This is a genomic window from uncultured Campylobacter sp., from assembly GCF_938017615.1.
Classification (GTDB): domain Bacteria; phylum Campylobacterota; class Campylobacteria; order Campylobacterales; family Campylobacteraceae; genus Campylobacter_B.
On sequence record NZ_CALIJA010000121.1, the window covers coordinates 1 to 19,782 of the forward strand.

A 19,782-nucleotide genomic window follows, 5' to 3' on the forward strand; every position below is an offset into this window, starting at 1 on the left:
AATTACGGCGGAGAAAACATTAAATTTTATGAAGCGTTAAATTTACGAATCAATGAAGTTTCATCCAAGAATTTTATAGTAGCGGAAAGTATTTTAGGATAAAGTAAACGTAGGTCGGATGATTTTGTGAAATACTCGCAAGGCGCACTATATGTGCGCCGCAGCGAAGTATTTTTGTAAAATCATCCGTTAAATCTTTAGAAAATTTCCCAAAGATCAGCTTACCAATCTCGTTGCATCTTGGATATTGATATTTAGTCCAAGCTGCTCGTTGCTTAGCCCAAGAGCAAGACCTACCAGCTGAGATAAGTGGATGATCGGCTTTCTTGCTTTAGAATTTGTTGCTTCTTGGTATCGCTCCTGATAGATATCTAGCTGCATCTGGCATAGCGGACAAGGGGTAACTACTACGTCCGCTCCGTTTTCGCCCGCATTATTTACAATCTCGCTTGACATCTTTTGAACCGACTTTACCGCAGGATAGCTAGCGTGAAAGCCGCAGCAATCAAGGCGTTTTTCAAAAGGCACGATCTGAGCGCCAAGTGCGCTAACTACCGCTTCAAAGCTTTTCGGATTGGTTGAGCTTTCTTTTTTAAGCTCGCGCTCCGGTCTTAATGAGTGGCAGCCGTAAAATAGCGCTACCTTTAAATTTGTTAGCGGTCTAACAACCTTGGCTTTTAACGTGTCTAAGCTTTGATATAGCACCCAAAGCAGGCTCGTAATCTCGGTACTTCCCTGATACTGCATACCGCCCTCTTTTAAAAAGGTATTGATATAGCTTTTAGCACCCTTATCCAAGGTTAGCTTTGCTTTAGTTAGAGTTAGCATACAGGTGGAGCAGGTAGTTAGCAGAGGCATATTCATACCCTCGGCTAGCGCGATGTTTCTGGCATTGGCTACTAGGCTTGCCATAGGATCGACGCATTGAGCTTGACTAGCCCCGCAGCAGCTCCAGCCTTTTATCTCGTGAAGTTTAATACCCAACACCGGAGCGATCGCTTCAAGTGAAATTTTAGATTCCTTTGCGGCTTGACTTAAAACGCAACCCGGGAAAAATGCAAATTCGTTATTCATCCTCTTCTCCTTATTCTATCTCGCCACTAGCCTGAGCCTTACGCGCGGCCTCTATCATCTTAACGAGTCCTGCATGTCCTTCAATCTCCTCGCCTCCGAATACGTGCAAAGGATTCATCTTGCCCGCAGCCATTAAATTTGCCGCTACATCCATCTTGCCCATATTTGCAAATACTCCTTCGCTTCTTAAAGCAAGCTTGATCTCGTTTAATCTTCCGCTTCCCTCTACGATATCTAGTAGGAACGCCTCCGCATGTCCCGGACCGCTTCCTGCGGTAAGTCCTTTTTTCATAGCTAAGGCGCGAAGCGCGGTGATGTCGCTTTGGGCGCTTATGCCTTTAGGGCAGCGATCGGCGCACTCTTGGCAGTGCACGCATAGCCATAATCCGTTTAGCACCGCAGGCTTTAGATGAGGCATAGCGTCCCTGCTTCTTGAATCAAACGCGGCGCGGTTAGCATGCGTAAAAACAAAAGGTTGCATATAATCGCTTGCGTCCGCTCCAAGCTTATTGCATTCGCTAGCGCAGCAGCCGCAAAGTATGCAATCCCACTGCTTTTTGACGCGCTCCATCTGCTCGGGGCTTTGCTTACAGCCCTTATCGGCGCTAAATTCTTTCTTAGGCGTAATGGTCGGTTTGATCTTTCTTAAATTCTCTATACTAGGCTCCCAGTCCACCACTAGATCCGAAATCACTCGGAAGTTATTTAGCGGCGAGATCGTAAAGCTATCAGGATTTTCATACTCCGCAAGCAGAGCCTCCATCTTGGTATCGCAGGCAAGATATGAGTGTCCATTTACCCTTACGGCACAGGCTCCGCATATCGCCATACGGCACGCTGCGGTAAAATTTAAAGTGATGTCTAAATTTTGCTTTATAAACTGCAAAACTCCAAGCAGGGTCTTTCCTTTGATCTGCTCTAAACTAAGCTCATAGGCTTGCTTATAATTTTTGCTTCCGTCGAAGCGGTCTATGATAAATTTCATTGAGGTTTCCTTCCGTCAAGAGAGAATTCCGTAACGACGACCTCTTTGTAGCCCAAGCTTAGCTCTCCTGCGTCGTTCATCGTCACGATACTGTGCTTTAAGAAATTTTTATCGTCGCGCTTAGGATAATCCTCTCTGGTATGCGCGCCGCGGCTTTCCAGCCTCTTTTGCGCAGCCAAACACGCACAGCGCGCAAGCAGGATCAAATTTCCAAGCTCGACGTAGTCGGTAAATGCGGTATTCATAACGGGATTTGCATCCGCGACATGCAGCTCGTCGTAACGCGCTTTGATACCCTCTAAATTTTGCGAAAGCAGATCGAGCTTTTCGCCGGTTCTAAAGATGCCCATATTATCCCAAAGCTGCGCGCCTAGCTCTTCGCGCAACTCATACATCTCGTTTGCCTTGCCCGAGCCGTTTGCGATCTGCTTAAATTTAGCCTGCCATTTTTGCGCGAGCTCGCTCGCTCTTTTACCAGAGCCGAATCCCTCTTGCTTCGCGGCATAATCCGCTGCGCCGAGTCCTGCGAGCTTGCCCGTTACGACGGCGTCGGTCAAAGAATTTCCGCCCAAGCGGTTTGCGCCATGAATCGAGATACAAGATGCTTCGCCCGCGGTGTAAAGCCCCGAAATTTTAGTGCTCATATCGTCAAATTTAGACACTTCGATGCCGCCCATAGAATAGTGCGCGGTCGGACGAATCGGAATAGGCTGTTCGATTAGATCGATACCCTCAAACAAAATGGCGGTGTGTCTGATCTTAGGAAGGGCTTTTAAAATTTTATCTTTTCCGAGGTGCCTTACGTCAAGCAGTACGTATGCGCCGAGCCCCTCACCGTATCCCCTGCCCTCGCGGATTTCGGTTTCGATCGCGCGAGCTACGACATCGCGCGGCGCAAGCTCCATCTTTTCGTGGTAGTTTTTCATAAAGCGCTCGCCTTTATTATTGAGCAGATATCCACCCTCGCCGCGCGCAGCTTCGGTAATGAGCGCGCCGCCGCTTTTGATACCGGTCGGATGAAACTGCACCATCTCCGGATCGCTAAATCCAAGACCCGCGCGCAGTGCAGCCGCGATACCGTCGCCAGTAGCGATATAAGGAACCGAGGTGCGGTTGTAAAACATCCTCGTATATCCGCCCGTTGCTATTACTAAGGCTTTGCAAAGCACCGGATAAAAATCGCCGGTTTGGATATTTCGAAGCACGACGCCCTCGCATTTGCCGTCAGGCGCGCTGATCTCAAGTAACTCGTGATCGATTAAAAATTTCACTCCGTTGCTAACCGCATCGTCAAAACAGGCGTGCATCAAGATATGACCCGTCTTATCGGCGGAGTAGTTGCATCGTTTTTTAGACGCGCCGCCCATAAAACGCTGCGCTACGCCGCCCGGGACGCCGCTTTCTTTGCCATCCACGCCGCCGCTGGCGTTTCTGGAAAATAGCGTGCCGATGTAATCCATCTCGGCAATCGTAGGGCCCGCAAGCTCGCAAAATTTAATCGCGGCGTCCTGATCTACGAGATATGCGCCGCCCTTTACGGTGTCGTAGGCGTGAAGCTTATATGAATCGCCGCCACTAAAACTCGTAACGCCGTTGATACCGCCTTCCGCCATACAGGTGGCGTTGCGCGAAGGCATCATCTTCGTAGCCACGACTACGCTGAGATTTGGATTACTCTTTCTTACCGCTACGGCTGCACGTAGACCCGCGCCTCCCGAGCCGATAACGAGTACGTCCACACTAGGAAGGCCGCCTTCGTTGCCGCCGTCTGCGCTTTTACTTTTGTCGGTATCCACGCAGCCGCTAAGGCTAAGCGCGCCGACGCTGATACAGGCGGATTTTAAGAAATCGCGTCTGTTGAAATTTGATTCACTCATTTTCCTCTCCATTTGAGAAATTCTTAGCTTAAGTTTAAAGTTCTAAACTAAAAACGTAATTTTAGTTTCATTTTTAACATAAGTCAAATATTATTTAGTGTATCATTTCATAAGAATCAAATTATCAATTGGAGAGGCTAAATGAATTTGCATCGCATGGAGCTAGTATTAAAAGTAGCAGAATTCCGCAGCTTTACTAAGGCTGCCGAAGCACTTAAAATCCCGCAGCCGTCGCTATCGCAGAGCATTTTATCGCTGGAGCGCGAGCTTGGAACGCAGCTTTTTAACCGCACGAGTAATCCCATTTCGCTTACGCACGCGGGAAAAATTTATGCTAGTAAAGTCAAAGTCATTTTTGATGCCATAAACGACCTAAAAAACGATATCTCTGAAATAAGCGGCGTAAAAAATGATAAAATTCGCATTGGTTTTTCGCAAAACGGTTATAATCTACTGCCGTCGCTACTGCCGATGTTTTGCAAGAAATTTAAGGATTCGGATCTACAAATCACGCAGTTTTCTTCTGCGCTTAGCATTCGCGAAATGCTACTTCAAGGTGATCTTGATGTCGGTATGCTGATACTGCCCATCGATATGAGCGGGCTTGACGGGGTCAAAATTCTAACGCAAAAAACCTATGTCGCTCTAAGCTCCATCCATCCGCTCTCGCTTGAGTTTAAAAACGAATCTATTCCCAAAATTGACATTTCGCACTTAAAAGAGGAAAGATTCATCCTGCCTAATCAAAGCCTAAGAAGCGCCGAGCAGATAGATGCATTTTTTGCCGCTGCAGGCTTTGCGCCGAAAGTGCTATGCCGTACGGAGACCTTTGATATCGCCAATGCTATCGTCGCAAGCGGCGCAGGAGCGTGCTTTAGCATACCGCAGATGATAAAAGAAGATAAGGCGAGCAGGATAAAGCTCTTTGACGTAGGCGCGCGCGAGCTCGATAATACGCTGATAATAGCCTATAAAAAAGGTAAACATCTAAACCATCTAGCACAGGCGTTTATTAAAACTGCACGTAAAATTTCTAATGAAATTTAAAATTCATAGCTCGCAACGATAAATGAGAGATTAAGCTTTTGCGGCACTTTGCCTCTTTATTGGCTTTTGCACAAAAATTTTTATAGTAGATTTCGCCCGAGCTTAGGAAAATTTTAAACTAAGCTTAAATTAGAATTTTGCCAATAGAATTTTTGCTGCTAAAATTTCACTCACAATTTACGACGAAATTTAGCGCAAAATTCTAATTTTTCACTCCATTTAAAATATCCAAATCCTTGTTATACACCTTGGTATTTACTTCAAAAATTCCAAGCAGCGTGTGAAAAAGATTATCGTGCGAAAAAGCGTCATCCTTATGCGATTTAAGCGCGCTTAGATCATATCTTTCGCGCATTTTTCCCTCACCTAGCCAAACGATAGCGCCGATATGCTTTTGCGCCTCGGGAGCGAAAAGATAGGGCATACCGTGCAGATAAACGCCGCCCTCGCCGAGGCTCTCGCCGTGATCGCTCATATAGATCATCGCTGTTTCGTGCGTCTTAGAATACGGTTTTAAAAAATTTATAACCCTACTTAAAAAATAATCCGTGTATAAAATCGCGTTATCGTAGGCATTTGAAATTTCTTGCTGCGAGCAGTTTTCAAGCTCGTTATCGCGGCAAACGGGGCTAAATTTTTCAAATTCTTTCTTATAGCGCTTAAAATACGCAGGCCCGTGATTGCCCATCTGATGCAGCACGATTAATACATCTTTGCCCGCGTTTTCGGCGATAAATTTATCAAGCCCCGCAAGCATCCCCTCGTCCCTGCACTCTACGTCGCAGATCGGATTATTTTGCGGAATTTTAAAATCCTGATATTTTACGCGCAGCGCCACACCTTTGGAATCGGAATTGTTATCGCGCCATAAAATCGCCATGTCATCAGCGCGGTTTAGTATGTCTAATACGTTTTGCTCCTCTGCAGCCTTTTCGACGCTAAATTCCTCGCGATTTAGCAGCGAAAACATGCACGGCACGCTTTGCGCCGTCGAAGTGCCGCAAGAATGGGTATTGCTTAGGCTTACGACACCCTGCTCTTTGGCTAGTAGCGGATTAGTATCTCGCTCGTATCCGTTTAGCGAAAATCTATCCGCTCTTGTCGCTTCGCCCACGACTACGACGACGAGCTTTTTTGAGCTTGTAGAATTTTCATCGATATGCGCGTCCGTAGCGATTTGCATCAGAGGCTGCGAACCCTGCTTTTTAGATTTTGCAGCAAATTTAACGCCGCTGTAGATCCAATATCCGGGATTTGCGTAGCTGCGTAAAATTTTATGTTCTCTGAAAAACGACGCGTAGTATTTGCTAAATCCAAAAAGCAGCGCCGCGATGATTATTATGCAAATGCCCGCCGCTTTGAGCTTAGCTAAAATTTCAAATCGAAGCGGACGGTAGCTAACGCGCGAGCGAGCAATCAGCACGCAGGGTAAGACGCCCAGCACCAGCACGTAAATCGCCAGTCGCAGACTGAAAAGATCCGCTGACTCGGCAAAGTTCGTCTGGGCTGCGTTACGGATCATCTCCGAATCGATTACGACGTTATAGCTATCCATGAAATACGCCGTAAACGACGAAATAAAAAAGCAGATCATCAAAATCGGCTTAGTCGTATAGCGCGAGCTAAAAATCGTAAAAAATAGCGTCAAAAAAGCGATCAAAGCTGCCATGTCGCAGACAAAATAGATAAAATTTAGCCCTGAAATTCCGTAGGCATTTATGATATTTTTGAAAAACGAGAAGTTAAAAAATGCCACAAAAGCAAGCGAGCTTAGAAAAATAAGCTTCTGCTGCGACGGATTTTTGAAAAAACTAGGCACGAAGCGTTCCTTGAGATAAAATTTCAAGTTGAAATTTTACGGCGTTTTGGTAAATGCTCGGAAATTCCGCGCTTCGTATCTCACAAATCGCAGCAAAATTTTTGTGAAATTTTAAAATTCCGCGCGTATTCATCTTAGCTTCATCTTGGAATTTTAAAATTGCGCCATCCAAAATAAAATTTGGAAATAAAATCAAAAGGATTAAAGATGAAAAATCTTAAAGCTTTAGGCGCACTCGCCGCTACATTCGCCCTTGCAGGCGCATTAAACGCAGGAAGTTTTATCGAAAAGGATGCTAAAGTTTCATTCGATCAAGCAATAGGGATCGCGCAACAAAACTTTGGTGACGCGACTATAAAAAGCGTAGAAATCGACGATGAGCACGGAAGGCTCATCTATGAGATCGAGTCGTATAAAGAAGGTAGCGAAAGCGAGATCAAAATCGACGCTCAAAGCGGCGAAATTTTAAAGACTCAAACGCAAAAGAAGCTAAAGCCTAGTAAAATTGATTATTCGCAGGTCAAAATCAGTGCCACAGACGCTCGCGCCAAAGCACTTAGCGTAAACACCGGCTGGGATTTTCGCGAGGTTGATTTAAAAAGTAACGGCGGTAAGCCTGCATACGAAGTCAAACTGCGCCAAGGCATGAGCAAAAAAGAGGTGCTAATCGACGCCGCTACGGGCGAGCAGATCTTGCAGCATCAAAAATAAGCAAAGGCGTGAGATGAAAAATCAAAGCTTAAAGGGTGGAGCAGATAACTCCGCCCAAACTAGTGAGGCTTTGGACGCTAGGGATTTTAGCATAAACGAAAACGCTGACTATGGCGCCCAAAATGCAGACGCGGCTAAAAATTTAGATGAAAATGCGCAGGATTTTTCGGCAAATTTAGCAAGCGAAACAAGCGAGCGGAATCTCGCGTCCTGCGAGAAAAATTCTAAAGATTTTTCTAGCATGGAATGTTGCGAAAATCAAAAAATTTCTGCGGATGCGAAAGATTGTGAGAGCGAGTGGAGTTCTTCGCAGACGCAAGGCTTATCAAGTGCGCAAAATTCCACTAGCGAGCAAAATTTCGCTGATACGCAAAATTTTTTATATACAAGCAATTTCTGCCAGCGCAGCAAGCTTCGCGGAGGTTTGTAATTCTTGCAAGCAAGTGCTTTGTAGCCGCTGCAAACGCGAAATCGCTAAGCAAATTTCAAGCGTGACTACGTAGGATTTGGGCTTTTTGCGTTAAATATCGCAGCAGGTGCGCTAAATTTTTAGGGAGATTAGGAAGCGTAGCGGATAAAAAGGCAAGCGAGATTAGAGCTAGACAAAAGGCGCCTGCGAATTAGCGCAGCTCCCAACGCTACTGAAATTTGGCGGTGCATAAAGCGAGCAGGTTTACACATCCAAAGCACCGCAAAATTTATGCGTTTTTGGCTAAAATGGCGGATTAGAATTAGCAAAATTTTAAAGGAGCACTTTGAAAATTTTACTTGTCGAGGATGAAAAAGATCTAAATCAAATAATCGCAAAATTTCTGAAAAAGGACGACTACAGCGTAGATTGCGCCTTTTGCGGCAAGGAAGCGCTAGAGTTTTTGGATGTCGCAAAATATGACGCTATCGTGCTTGATGCGATGATGCCCGTGATGGACGGCTTTGAGTTTTTGAAGGCGGCGCGGGCGCGCGGACTGGGAACGCCGGTTTTATTTTTAACTGCGCGGAACGCCAAAGAAGATATCATCGCAGGGCTTGATCTGGGCGCAGACGATTATATGGTTAAGCCCTTTGATTTTCGTGAGCTTTTGGCGCGACTTCGCGTAATTATCAGGCGTAAAAACGCTACTGCGGATAACGAAATTATCATAAGGCAAGTGTGCCTAAATCTAAGTAAAAAATCGGTCGTCTGCGCGGGCGAGGTAGTGGAGCTAACGGGTAAGGAATATAGAATTTTAGAGCTTTTAATGCTAAATCGCGGTGCGATTTTAAGCCGAGAACAAATCGGTGAGAGCATTTGGGATTTTGGCGACGAAACAAGCTCAAATGTTATCGATGTTTTAATCAAAAATATCCGCAAAAAGCTAGGCGAGCACGGCGATATAATAGAAACGAAGCGAGGGCTTGGCTATGTCGTGGCAAAATAGCAAGATTTGGATTAAAATTTCGGCGATTGCGAAGCAGATTTTTGCCGCTACGGCGCTTTTCATATTAAAATTCGTGCGAAATTTTAAACAGAATTTTACGCATAATTTTGCGTGTTTAAAGAAAAGCCGCAAGAAAAATCCCACGCAAAATATTGAGTTAAACCGGGCGTCAAATTTTAAATGGAATTCCACGCAAAATCCGGCATCAAATTCCGCGCCGAATTTTGCTGCTACAAGCGCAACGCCTGATCTAGCGCAAAATTCTAATAGCGTTCTCGCGCAAAGTCAAGAACAAAATTTCGCGTCTAAAATCACAATACAAAATTTTGCTCAAGTCTTATCTAGAGTATTTACAATCGCTAAGGAGAATTTTAGCTCACGCGCGCTACCTATCAGCCTGCGCGTGACGCTTTATTACAGCGTATTTATTTTGGCACTTGCAGGCGCTATTATCGGCATTTGCGGCTATATTTTAGACGAAGTATCAGGAAGCTCCGTCAGCCAAAAAAAGCTTGCCCGCTTAGTGCAAAAAGCCGCGCGCGATGACAAGCTAAAAAGCTTTGATGACGGTGTATTTTTCTACGAGCATGACGGACAAGGCGGCGTGATCGCAGGGTTTGTGCCTAAAGGCTTCGAGCCTGCGATGCCGCTCTCGCCTCAAGGCGCGCGCGAGGTGGAGCTTGATGACGACGAGTTTTTCTATTACGACGCGCAGATCAAAGGGCGCAGTGCATGGATACGCGGCGTCATCGCAGTTAGCGAGTTTGAGCTTGCGATGAAGCGCGTGATGCTGATCGCTCTTATCCTATCGCCGCTATTTGTGGTGCTCGTCATCTACGGCGGCTACGCGATCATAAAAAGAGCGTTTAAGCCCGTGCGCACTATGTCGCGTACAGCTAGCGAGATCGGAGCTAGCGGCGATTTTACGCGACGAATAGAACTACCGCGAGGCAAGGATGAACTAAGCGCGCTCGCAGCTACGTTTAATGAAATGCTAGCATCACTGCAAAGCGCGTTTGAGCGCGAGCGGCAGCTAAGCGCCGACCTTTCGCATGAGCTGCGTACGCCCGCTGCCGTCATACTGGCTCAAAGCGACTATGCCCTAGCCTACGAGCAAGACGCGAGCGAGGCGAGGGAGAGTTTCGCGGTCATCAATAATCAAGCGCGTAAAATTTCAGCGTTAATAGAGCAGATTTTAGAGCTTGCTCGCTTGCAGCGCGGCGCGCGTTTGGCACCCGTAAGCTTAAGCAGAATCGCAAGCGAGTGTGCGCAAGACTTTCAACTTTTGTGCGCACAAAAAGGGCTAAGCTTTAGCTCGCAGATAGCCGAGGGCGTGCGCGTAAACGGCGATGAGCTGCTTTTGATCAGGCTGATTAACAACCTTTTAAGCAATGCTTTAAAATTTGCGCGCAGCTGCGTCGTTTTAGAGCTTTGCGTGAGCGCAGACGCGTGCGAACTTAGCATAAGCGACGATGGAGAGGGCATCGAGCCTGCTTTGCAAAATAAAATTTGGGACAAGCTCTATCAAATAGAGCACTCCAGAAATCGCGAGCAAAATAGCGGCGCAGGGCTCGGGCTAGCCATCGCCTCACAAATCGCAAAGATCCATAATGCGCAGGTTTCACTACGTAGCGAAGTAGGACGCGGAAGCAAATTTAGCGTAAATTTTAAGAAGGTTTAGGCGGTTTTGTGGGCTTGGCGGCGTAAAGAAATGCTGGGCGGCGAAATTCTTAAAATTTTATCGCCTATTGTTGCTTAAAATTTAACGGCCATAGCCGTATATAGGGGCGATGGTGTAATTTTAAAATTAGGCCGGCGTCGCCAATAATATCGGATGATTTTTGTGATAGTCGTGCGCTTTTAAATTTAAATGGGCCAAATTTTAAAATTTAGTTTTACCGCGAAATTCCACGGCGAATTAATAAGACAAGGCGCGGCATTTCGCCCTTAGGCGAAGTGATAAGGCAAGCGCTTTAGAGCTTAAGTAGGCCGGCGCGGGTAATTTAAGAATTTTGAGGTATGCGGCAAAATAAGCCTTCGCTGAAATTTCACGGCGCAGTATTACAGGATAAACCTTTGCTAAAATTCTAAGACGCTACATTCGGCTCTAGGGAATTTAAATTTAGGAGTATCTAGCGACCGAGTAAAAATTTAAATACGGAGCAAAAAAAGACAGACTGAGATTTAAGACCGCCTACATAAGCGAAATTTTGTATTTTTGCCCGCTTCGTCCTCGTAGCTTACGGCGATATAATCAAAACCATTTGCCTTACCTCGCCCCATGAGGCAGCCCCGTCGTTTATCAGTATGACCCTACCACGCTCGTCTGTCTCGTATCCGTAGCGGGTGCTGTAGCCAAATTTTACGCGGGTCTTGCACGGCGGTAGATTAAATTTCACTATATAGTGACGGGCTACTTTTCTGCATCGAGCTTGTCGCGAAACGTCGCGCTTTAGCCGTACGCAGTGCTATCAAAAATTAAAATTTCCTCGCCCGTTTTTACGCATTTGATTGCGAACTTGTGAGGCATGAGCTCGTCCTCATAAGTCTGCGGCGATGGACTTTTCTAAATTTTTCGCCCTGCCTAGGATCGTAATCGCCTTGTGCTCGCATATATTTACGCACCTGTAGCAAAGCGTGCACTCATCGCCGAATTGCGCCTTTTTGCAAGCAAGCTTTATGTTTCGCATCGGGCAGGGTTTGACGCAGGCTCCGCAGCCGATGCATCGCGATGGATCGAGGCTCGGCTTGCGCTTAGCAAAGGGGCTTTTGTCCCAAATTTTCATCCAAAGCCGCTGTCCTAAAAACCCTGCGATACGACAAAGCGCGCTCAGCCCCTCTTGCGGCGGACGATTTGTGCTAAGCGCCTCCGCAACGCGTCTGACTTTAGCATCCGCCTCTTTGATTATGCGCTCGTTTTTCGCTTGCGAGTAGCCAAAAATCGCCACGTCGAGGATGAACGCGGGCATTTTGATATGAGCGCCGCCCGTTATGTTTGCGCCGAATTGTTTTAAAACTCTAGCCGCGCACCCTGCCCCGTCGCCGCTGAAAATCTCCATCGTAGCGAGGATGAATACGTTTTTGCCGCTAAAGCTCGCGCCGTTTCGGTAGAGGAAGTCGCGCACGATACGCGGTAGGTCGCTAAAATAGACGGGATATGCCAAGATAACGTCATTGTGGTGCTTTAAAAGCTCATTGCAAGCCTTGCTCTCGATCGAGACGCAAACGCCGCCAAGATGAGCGATGAGCCTATCCACGCAGTGCTTCGTGTTGCCCGTGGCGCTAAAATAGATCGCTATCATGCGTGTCTCCCCAAGTTGCTTCGTGTGACGAATTTTAGCGAAATTTAGCATCGTTGATTGCTAAATAGATGAAATTTTACGCAAAATGCGCATGAAATTTTAAAATTTGATCGTGCACTCATGCCGCTACGGCGTCATAAAAGCGGCGTTTAAATTTAGCTTTTACCTAGTGTGCGCGATACGCACAAAACAGGGCTTACGCAGCGCAGACTCGGGCGACGCCGCAGAGTTTTGGCGCTACAAAATTTAAAACTCCCGCGTTATGAAATTTTAAAATTTTATGATTTGAAATTTTACCGTCGCGCCGCCGCGGGCGGCGAACGCACTCTCGTCCTTAGGCGTTACGACTTGGGCAACAAAGCCTTTTATGCTGTACGCATTTTACTGCTTCACGTACCTAGCCTTGTAAACCGCTACAGACCCTGCCGCCGCTCTACGTAGGATTTACGGATTGTGCTGTGTCCTACTTCGCGTGAGTCCTTCGTACATCAAGCGTTTCGGCGCAAAGCACGCACCGCTACTTCGTGCCGAAATTTCGCGGGCGCTAAATTTAAGCCCCGATTGTTTCGCCCGCGATCATTCCGAAAACCATACAATCAAGGATCGCGTAGGTTCCGAGCCTGCTCGCGCCGTGCACGCCGCCGGTTACTTCGCCCGCAGCCCAGAGTCCCGGGATCGGCTCGTGAGTAAGGCTCGAGATTACCTGAGCTTTGGTGTTGATCTCGAGTCCGCCCATCGTGTGGTGCACCTTCGGCATCGTGCGGCTTGCGTAAAACGGCGGTTTGGAAACGTCGATGCCGTCTAGCTTATCGACCACTTTGCCGAATTCGGGGTCTTTGCCCGCTTTGACGTAAGAGTTATAATCCGCGACGGTCTTTAAAAACGGCTCCAGCGGCAGATTGTAAGCCTTCGCAAGCTCCTCTAGCGTGTCAAATTTCTTCACGACGCCCGCTTCCAGTGGCCTTGAAGTATAGACCGGGTTACGCGCGGCGACGGCTTGGGAGTCGCAGACGTTTACCGGATAGTTGTCGTTTTTCTCACTCTCGCCGATAACCTTAAAGCAGGCGTCCGCCTTGATCTTGCGCCCTGCGTGCTCATCCATAAAGCGTTTGCCGGTCTTTGGATCGACGGTTAGACCGTAGGTGTTGCAGCAGTGGTTGGTGAAGTTTACCGCAGCGCCGAAGCCCTTTTCGTCGGGCGAGCAATACGGAAGGAACTGAATCCATGACGTTAAAAGGGTAAATGCGCCGATTCTGTTTGCCGCTAGCATCGCTCCTGCCGAGCTTCCCGGATGGTTGGTGCTGTCTATGCTAGGCACTACGCGCGGATCTTGGATCTGGCGGTACCATAGATCGCGTCCGTATCCGCCCGAGGCTAGCAAAACGCCGTCTTTAGCTTTATAGCTCTTTTTCTCGCCGCTTTTATTTTCCAGATCGTCGCTAAAGAGCTTCGGATCAAATTTATACTCCTCGCGCGCTTCTACGCCCACGACGCGTCCGCTGTCATCCACGATGAAATCATCAAATTTCGTGCGGGTCTTGATCGTGACGTTAGGATCGTTTTGAAGTTTACCCATCATCGGTTGGATATAACCCGAGCCAGAGCCGTTGGTCGATTGTAAGCTTCTTGCGACGCTATGGCCGCTTTCAAAGATCAGCTTATCGCTAAATTCCGCTCCGCAGCTAGTTAAAAGATCCACGGCGTCGTTTGCGCGATCAAACATCACGCCCAAAAGATCGGTATGATTGAGTCCGAGTCCGTCTTTTACGGCATCGGCGATAAAAAGCTCCTTGCTATCCTTGATGCCTTGTGCGACTTGAAATTTATTCATCGGAGCGGCCATATTTCCGCCGTTGATGACGGAATTTCCGCCCGCGCGACCCATCTTTTCTAAGATAAGCACCTTTTTACCGCGCCCGCTAGCTTTAATCGCCGCAGCAAGTCCCGCAAAACCGGTGCCGATGATGACGATATCGTATTCCTCGTCAAATTTGACATCCTTAGCGTTTTGCGCCGCACTTGCGCTACTAGCCCCTAGCGCAAGCGCTCCGGCGCCCACTGCGCTAATCTTTAAAAAACTACGTCTTGATACGTCTTGCATTTGCAACTCCTTTAATTGAAAGTGTATATTTAAAAGAAATGATAACTTGAATTTAAATGTAAGTCAAATAGAATAACTTTATAAATAGATAGTAAAAAGCTATGAAATATAGGCATTGATATAAAATTTTGAAATTCGGCGGGCGAGCGGAATTAAAATTTTAAAATTTTATCAGGCGCTCGTTTGCAAAATGCTTGTGAACGCAAAAGCGCACTCGGCACGAAAATCGCAATGAATGCAAAATTCGCACCGAGCCTTAAAATCGCTACGCCCTTAGCGAGCGACTTTAAATTTAAGCGTTTGCAGATCGTAATTATTTACTCGCTCGTATTGCATATCCTCGATAGAGATCGCAGGAAGCGCGCACGAGCCAGCCATAATCACGTTTATCGGCGTGTAGATGACGCCGGTACTATTATAGCCCTCTTGCGGATCGTAGTAAAAATAACCGCTTTTCGGGAAGTGAAGTACTCGGTCGTACAGATACTCCGTATACTCGATCGCTACGCTATCCACAAAGCCTTCCGGGCGAGCCTGTGCGGCCGAGCCCAGGCGCTCATTTACCGCCTCAAAGCAGCTAGGCATCGCCTCGTCGATTGCAAAATTATACAGATAATGATTCGCTCGCCAGCTGATCTTAGAGTAAATTTTCTGCCCTACTTTGAGTTTGTTTAGATCGACGATGTTGCCGCGAGCATCGAGAAACTCGCGATAAATTTCAACCTTCTTATCTCGGTCGTTATCAAACGGTCTATTTATGCTAAGCGGATTGTGTTTGACCGCAGCGCTTTCATATCCAAAGCCAAGAGCGGTAAAAAATAGCTCGCCATTGCCGCTCATCGGCGTAAATTCTATCGCGCCGTCTTTAACCGCGAGTTTGGTATCTAACGGCGAATTGAAATTTTTCGTCTCGCCGTCGTATTTTAATGCAAAATGGGCTTCTTTTTTCGAATCCTTAAAATACTCATCAAATCCGCGTATGATGCTCGCTCGCTCCTGCGTGTTGTTTATATTTTTTAGATCGCGAATGATCGCATCGACCGTGCGAGCCGTGCTATCATCTTTGATGCCCGCCTTGCCGAATGCGTAGAGCTTAAAGGCGGCGTCTCTTATGTCGCTAGCAAACGTCAAGCCCGCTCCGTCTTCGGCGTAATCATAATCCATTTGGTTTATTTTTTCACGCATGAAGTTAAACTCGGTCGTCATATTGTGCTTTTTAAGTATCGCAGCCATAGCGATGCGAGCCATCGGCGAGTTGTCATAAAGGCCATTGTCGTAAATGAAATTTATCTCATCGTCATCCAGCTTGCCGTATTGATCTAGCACGAAATCCGCATATACTCGAAGCGTCGCTTGATCTTCGTAGTCTGATTTTAAGGCGCTAAATATCAGCGATCTTTGCTTATTGCTAAGGAATTTATAGCGCGCATCAAGCTCTAATAAAACGTCGCTTGCGTAAATCGAAGCGTAGTAATTAGTAACGCCGTGAGCACTCCAGTAGCCGAAACTGCCGCTAGGTTTGAGGCGAGATAAAATTCTACTTGCATACTCGTTTACGCGGTTGGTTAAGGTTTTATTGGAGTCTTTGCGTGCGACATAATCAACCGCTACCATCTTTGAAGTAAGCTGCTCGGTGCAACCGTAAGGATAGAGATATAGCTCGTCCGCTAGGCTAAAAGCATTAGGCGTAGCGCTGATGTGAGTATAAATTTCTTTATAACTCGGATCGATTTTGAGCGTTACCGGCTTATTGCCATAGCTTACGTGAAATAGCTTCGAGCGCGGGAACTGGCTGATTATGTCAAATTCCACGTCGTTGCTAAATTTTTGCCCGTTTGCGTCAAGATCAAATTTAATGTTCGCATCCGCAATATCAAGTGCGCTCGCGGTGAAGTTCGTATGCTTGACCTCAAGCGGTTTGAGCGTGAAATTTGCCTCACCACCGCTTATAGCGACCGAAGGAGATGAGCTGATTTTTAAGACCGCCTTTTGCTCTTTATCAGTCGTATTGATGAGCGTTAGCGGCACGGAAATTTCATCGCCGCGCACCATGTAGGTTAGATCGGCGGGCTTTATGATCACGTCGTCTCGGACCTTGGCTTCGACGTTTGCAGAGCCGATCGTAGCCGTCTCCCCGATAGCCATGGCGCTTAGTCGGATCGTGGAGTTAAAATTTTTCGGCATCGCAAGCTCAAATTTCGCCTCGCCGTTTGCATCCGCTTTTGCGATCAGCATTTTGATAAATTTTTTCTGCTTTTTGTTTTCGACCGGGCTTAAATTTCGTTTAGCCTTCGCCATCACGCCGTCGCCGCCGAAGCTTAGCTCTTTAGCAGTAGTTTGATACACGCTAAGATCATCGTAAATATCAAAGTACCGTAGTGCAAAATACGCGCTAACGTCAAACGCCTTAAATGCATCAAGCTCCTCTTGTGAGACGATATCTAAAATTCCAAGATCGACTGCGTAGAGCACCACTTTGGAATTCGGCTCGCTTTTTACGCTGATCTGCGCATTTTGCCCGTTTTTATAGCTTTTCTCGGCTAAAATTTGCACGTTAGCCTTGTGCGAGCTCGCATCTAGCGCCACCGGCACGTTTGCATAGGCTCTAAGCGGCATTGCAGCGGGTGTCGCGGCGCGCGCGATTACAGCGTTGATGTGTCCGCCAACGAAATTATCCGGCACGCTAAGCTCAAATTCCGCGCTACCGCCTTTTATGGATAGAATTTTATAGTCGTAAACCTGCTCGCCTACGAGCGAGATATTTAGCACGCCGCTTTCTACTGGCGAATTGATGACGCCTTTAATTTTATCTCCAGCTTTAACCTTGTCGCTTGCGAGTTTAATTTTAGCGCTTTGCACGTCTTTAGCGTTTACCCGTCCATAATATCCCCAGCCGCTTACGTCCACGCGCACGCCAGCACTCGCGCCGCTTGAGTAATCGTTTGCGACGATTAGATAATTGCCGCCGTTTTGGAATTTATACTCAAACTCGCGCGCATCGGTGCTAACGGCGCTTACGAGATTAAAGCTTTCTTGCTCGACGTATCTGTTGCCGTCATAAACGTAAGTAAAATCGTCTCGGTAAATTTCAACGTCGATCTTGCCTTTGACGTCGGTTTTAGTTTTGGAATCTAGTAGCGCAAAGCCGAATTTTACGCTATCTCCGCTTGAAATAAAATCCTTGTTCGCGCGAATTCCTACGATACGATCATAAGGCAGATAGCTTAGGTTGCGATATGCACTTACGTTTTTACCCTCCTCGGTTACGCTGAAATTTAGTAGAATATTTATGGCGTTAGAGACATTAAGATCAGCTGCTGCCGGCGAGAGTGCAAGCTCCTTTTTACCGGCGGGGCTTAGCGTAAATTCTGCCCTGCGAAGCTGCGTAGCGCCCTTTTTCTTTAAGCGATCGTTTAGAAACGAAAAGCCCTCGTAGCCTTTAATTTTTAGCTCTTTTTCATAGGCGTTTGCTTCCAGCGAGCCTTTCAAATCTCCAGCCGGCGCGCCTGCAAGATAGTTTGAGCTTAGCTTTAAAGTTATGATTTCATCCGCGCCATATTCGTCTTTAGCAGTGAGAATTTCATTTTTAATGCGGTTTGGGAGGAAATTTTCTACGCTGAAGCTTTTAGAAGCGATGATTTTGTCCTCATAGATGAGATCCAGGCGGTAAGTGCCGCTTTTCTCGCCTATCAGCTCGTCGATTTTAACGCTGCCGAACTCATCGGTGTTTTGCGCGCGCGTGATGACCACAGTGCCGCTAGGATCGTAAATTTTAAATTTAATCGGCGTATTTTTTAAAGAGCTAAAATCGCGATTTTTCATCACGATCGTGCCTAAAAGCCGCTCGTTCGGACTTATCAGCTCGCTTGCAAGATAAACGAACGGACGCTTTGCAGTAATCGTTTTCTCGACGCTTGCTACGGCGTTATTAAACAGCACGAACGCATGCTCATCCCCCTTGCTAATCTCGATAGAGCGCGGATTTTTGGCTAGAATTTCCATATTTTCTAATCGCAAAATTCCATCTCCGTCCGTTTTATCCTCTGCAATTAGCTCGTTTTTATCGCTGTAAATTTTAACCTTCGCTCTGCTTAGCTCCTCGCCATTACTAAGCCTAGAAGTATAAATTAGCGCACCGCGCTCAAGCAGCACCACTTGAGCCGTAATGTCGCTAAGATAGGCTACGCGCGAAATCTCTTGCATCTTTTCGCCCACTTTGTAAAACGCCGTGATTTTATAAATTCCATCCTCATAGCCTTTAAAATCCATCGCGATTTTATGCTCCGCGACGGCGTTTTTAGCGCCTCCTATATCAAAGCTCTTAACTGCGATCTCGCTAGCTAGCCCACCTACACTATCTTCGTTGCTTTCAAAGTTTAAAAAATACCTAAAATTTTGCTCAGGGACTTTGGCAATCGAAATTTTAACCTCATTTACGTTTGAGCTTTTAAATGCCAACGAAGCGGATTTTGGGATGAAATTTTTCTCGTCGCTAAAGGCTACGAAAGGCAGCCTGTCGCCCATTTTTACGCTTTGTTTTATCTCGTCACGCAAAATATATGAGCTATCTCCGAAGCCCTTTAGCAGCCTAATCTCGTAGCTTTTATTCGGCATAAACTCGTCGCTTACTATATCTGCATAGTAGTAGCATGAAGGATCGTCGCTTTCGCCGCCCTCTTCATCTTCGTCGTAATAATAATATCGCGGCTGAGTGAGGCTAAATTTACTCACGCCTGCGATTCTTACGTATTTGGCGGACAGCTCGTCCATATAGTTAGGAAAACACACTCTAGCTGCGAGTGAGCCATCTTTTAGAGCCGCGGAGCGGATCTGCACGCCACTTAAATTTGAAGCGTTAATGCTATCATTAAAAGGCTCCTCGTCCGTGCGTAACTCCACCGGATTTTGTAGCTTTGCGCCCGCTTTTGAGGTGAGGGATTCTATTTGCAATACGACGTTTTGCGCCTTAGGATCGAAGCTGAATAAAAAATTCCGATCATCGTGCGAGCTAAGCTCGTAGGATATATCGTTTTGGGCTAAATTCTGCGCGCGGTAAATTCTAGTCGCTTGCTGTAGCGCGTCCTTGCTAACCGCATCGTTAAATTTAATTGCCACTAGCCCCGGACGCAGAATCGCGATATGCTCGGTGCTAAAAGGCTCTGTCTCGAACTCAAAGCGCACCCCGCGCGCCTCGCACGAATAATTAACCCCGGCGCTAAGCATCGGCTTAGGATAGAGCCTGATTGAGCTCTCGCTCACGCTTTCGTAGGTGCCCGTGATTTTGGGAGTGCATTTTAAGATCTGCTTTTGCGTGACACTAAATCCACTGCCGTCCACCCCGCTAATCTCGTAAGCCCCGCTAGCGTATTTGATCTCTACGCCCGCGGCAAAGCTAGCCAAAGCGCAAAATAGCGCTGCGCTTAGTAGTTTTGTCTTCATAAAATTCCT

14 protein-coding genes are annotated in these 19,782 nt (G+C 46.9%); 6 read left to right on the forward strand and 8 right to left on the reverse strand.

The window, feature by feature from the left end:
* Nucleotides 1-216: 216 nt before the first annotated feature.
* From sdhE to sdhA, 3 genes are read right to left on the reverse strand one after another with little or no spacing between them, the layout of a single operon-like run.
* The gene (sdhE, locus tag Q0620_RS06150; protein ID WP_298783788.1) at nucleotides 217-1,074 is read right to left on the reverse strand and encodes an 8-methylmenaquinol:fumarate reductase membrane anchor subunit; all 858 of its coding nucleotides are present in this window, start codon (nucleotides 1,072-1,074) and stop codon (nucleotides 217-219) included.
* A 10-nt stretch (nucleotides 1,075-1,084) separates the two neighbouring features.
* Complete coding sequence (gene sdhB, locus Q0620_RS06155) at nucleotides 1,085-2,059, reverse strand: 8-methylmenaquinol:fumarate reductase iron-sulfur subunit (RefSeq protein WP_298783790.1); 975 nt, start codon at nucleotides 2,057-2,059, stop codon at nucleotides 1,085-1,087.
* The gene (gene sdhA / locus Q0620_RS06160) at nucleotides 2,056-3,936 is read right to left on the reverse strand and encodes an 8-methylmenaquinol:fumarate reductase flavoprotein subunit (protein ID WP_298783791.1); all 1,881 of its coding nucleotides are present in this window, start codon (nucleotides 3,934-3,936) and stop codon (nucleotides 2,056-2,058) included. Before sdhA ends, sdhB begins: the two co-directional genes overlap by 4 nt.
* 141 nt (nucleotides 3,937-4,077) lie before the next feature.
* Between sdhA and Q0620_RS06165 the strand changes: the two genes are divergently transcribed.
* The gene (locus Q0620_RS06165; protein ID WP_298783793.1) at nucleotides 4,078-4,983 is read left to right on the forward strand and encodes a LysR family transcriptional regulator; all 906 of its coding nucleotides are present in this window, start codon (nucleotides 4,078-4,080) and stop codon (nucleotides 4,981-4,983) included.
* 202 nt (nucleotides 4,984-5,185) lie between these two features.
* Here the strand turns inward: Q0620_RS06165 and Q0620_RS06170 are convergent, their stop codons facing one another.
* Entirely contained in the window at nucleotides 5,186-6,802 is a 1,617-nt protein-coding gene (locus tag Q0620_RS06170) for a phosphoethanolamine--lipid A transferase (RefSeq protein ID WP_298783795.1), read from the reverse strand.
* Between the two features lie 207 nt (nucleotides 6,803-7,009).
* Between Q0620_RS06170 and Q0620_RS06175 the strand changes: the two genes are divergently transcribed.
* The 4 genes from Q0620_RS06175 to Q0620_RS06190 all read left to right on the forward strand — a co-directional run bounded on the left by Q0620_RS06175 (nucleotide 7,010) and on the right by Q0620_RS06190 (nucleotide 10,612).
* Nucleotides 7,010-7,513: a PepSY domain-containing protein gene (locus Q0620_RS06175; protein ID WP_298783796.1), complete on the forward strand. Its 504-nt coding sequence runs from the start codon at nucleotides 7,010-7,012 to the stop codon at nucleotides 7,511-7,513.
* Nucleotides 7,514-7,526: 13 nt separating this feature from the next.
* Complete coding sequence (locus Q0620_RS06180) at nucleotides 7,527-7,943, forward strand: hypothetical protein (protein WP_298783797.1); 417 nt, start codon at nucleotides 7,527-7,529, stop codon at nucleotides 7,941-7,943.
* Nucleotides 7,944-8,268: 325 nt separating this feature from the next.
* Nucleotides 8,269-8,931, forward strand: coding sequence for a response regulator transcription factor (locus Q0620_RS06185; RefSeq protein ID WP_298783799.1), 663 nt, complete (start codon nucleotides 8,269-8,271; stop codon nucleotides 8,929-8,931).
* On the forward strand, nucleotides 8,915-10,612 hold the full coding sequence (locus Q0620_RS06190; protein WP_298783801.1) for a sensor histidine kinase: 1,698 nt from the start codon (nucleotides 8,915-8,917) through the stop codon (nucleotides 10,610-10,612). Before Q0620_RS06185 ends, Q0620_RS06190 begins: the two co-directional genes overlap by 17 nt.
* 559 nt (nucleotides 10,613-11,171) lie before the next feature.
* Here the strand turns inward: Q0620_RS06190 and Q0620_RS06195 are convergent.
* Both Q0620_RS06195 and Q0620_RS06200 read right to left on the reverse strand, forming a co-directional pair.
* Entirely contained in the window at nucleotides 11,172-11,330 is a 159-nt protein-coding gene (locus tag Q0620_RS06195) for a hypothetical protein (protein ID WP_298783802.1), read from the reverse strand.
* Between the two features lie 141 nt (nucleotides 11,331-11,471).
* Nucleotides 11,472-12,233 (reverse strand): EFR1 family ferrodoxin, encoded by a 762-nt coding sequence (locus Q0620_RS06200; RefSeq protein WP_298783804.1) that lies wholly within the window; start codon nucleotides 12,231-12,233, stop codon nucleotides 11,472-11,474.
* Between the two features lie 171 nt (nucleotides 12,234-12,404).
* Here Q0620_RS06200 and Q0620_RS06205 point away from each other — a divergent pair, with 171 nt between their 5' ends.
* Nucleotides 12,405-12,674, forward strand: a complete 270-nt coding sequence (locus Q0620_RS06205; RefSeq protein WP_298783807.1) for a hypothetical protein — start codon at nucleotides 12,405-12,407, stop codon at nucleotides 12,672-12,674.
* A gap of 109 nt (nucleotides 12,675-12,783) precedes the next feature.
* On the opposite strand, the gene Q0620_RS06210 is transcribed toward Q0620_RS06205, so the two are convergent.
* Both Q0620_RS06210 and Q0620_RS06215 read right to left on the reverse strand, forming a co-directional pair.
* Nucleotides 12,784-14,334, reverse strand: coding sequence for a flavocytochrome c (locus Q0620_RS06210; protein ID WP_298783809.1), 1,551 nt, complete (start codon nucleotides 14,332-14,334; stop codon nucleotides 12,784-12,786).
* Between the two features lie 273 nt (nucleotides 14,335-14,607).
* On the reverse strand, nucleotides 14,608-19,773 hold the full coding sequence (locus tag Q0620_RS06215) for an alpha-2-macroglobulin family protein (RefSeq protein ID WP_298783811.1): 5,166 nt from the start codon (nucleotides 19,771-19,773) through the stop codon (nucleotides 14,608-14,610).
* Nucleotides 19,774-19,782: the final 9 nt, after the last annotated feature.

Coding starts and splice junctions, on each gene's coding strand:
- Q0620_RS06190 (WP_298783801.1), top strand. CDS start 8,915: ATGTCGTGGCAAAATAGCAAGATTTGGATTAAAATTTCGGCGATTGCG.
- Q0620_RS06215 (WP_298783811.1), bottom strand. CDS start 19,773: ATGAAGACAAAACTACTAAGCGCAGCGCTATTTTGCGCTTTGGCTAGC.
- sdhB (WP_298783790.1), bottom strand. CDS start 2,059: ATGAAATTTATCATAGACCGCTTCGACGGAAGCAAAAATTATAAGCAA.
- Q0620_RS06175 (WP_298783796.1), top strand. CDS start 7,010: ATGAAAAATCTTAAAGCTTTAGGCGCACTCGCCGCTACATTCGCCCTT.
- sdhE (WP_298783788.1), bottom strand. CDS start 1,074: ATGAATAACGAATTTGCATTTTTCCCGGGTTGCGTTTTAAGTCAAGCC.
- Q0620_RS06180 (WP_298783797.1), top strand. CDS start 7,527: ATGAAAAATCAAAGCTTAAAGGGTGGAGCAGATAACTCCGCCCAAACT.
- Q0620_RS06165 (WP_298783793.1), top strand. CDS start 4,078: ATGAATTTGCATCGCATGGAGCTAGTATTAAAAGTAGCAGAATTCCGC.
- Q0620_RS06200 (WP_298783804.1), bottom strand. CDS start 12,233: ATGATAGCGATCTATTTTAGCGCCACGGGCAACACGAAGCACTGCGTG.
- Q0620_RS06210 (WP_298783809.1), bottom strand. CDS start 14,334: ATGCAAGACGTATCAAGACGTAGTTTTTTAAAGATTAGCGCAGTGGGC.
- sdhA (WP_298783791.1), bottom strand. CDS start 3,936: ATGAGTGAATCAAATTTCAACAGACGCGATTTCTTAAAATCCGCCTGT.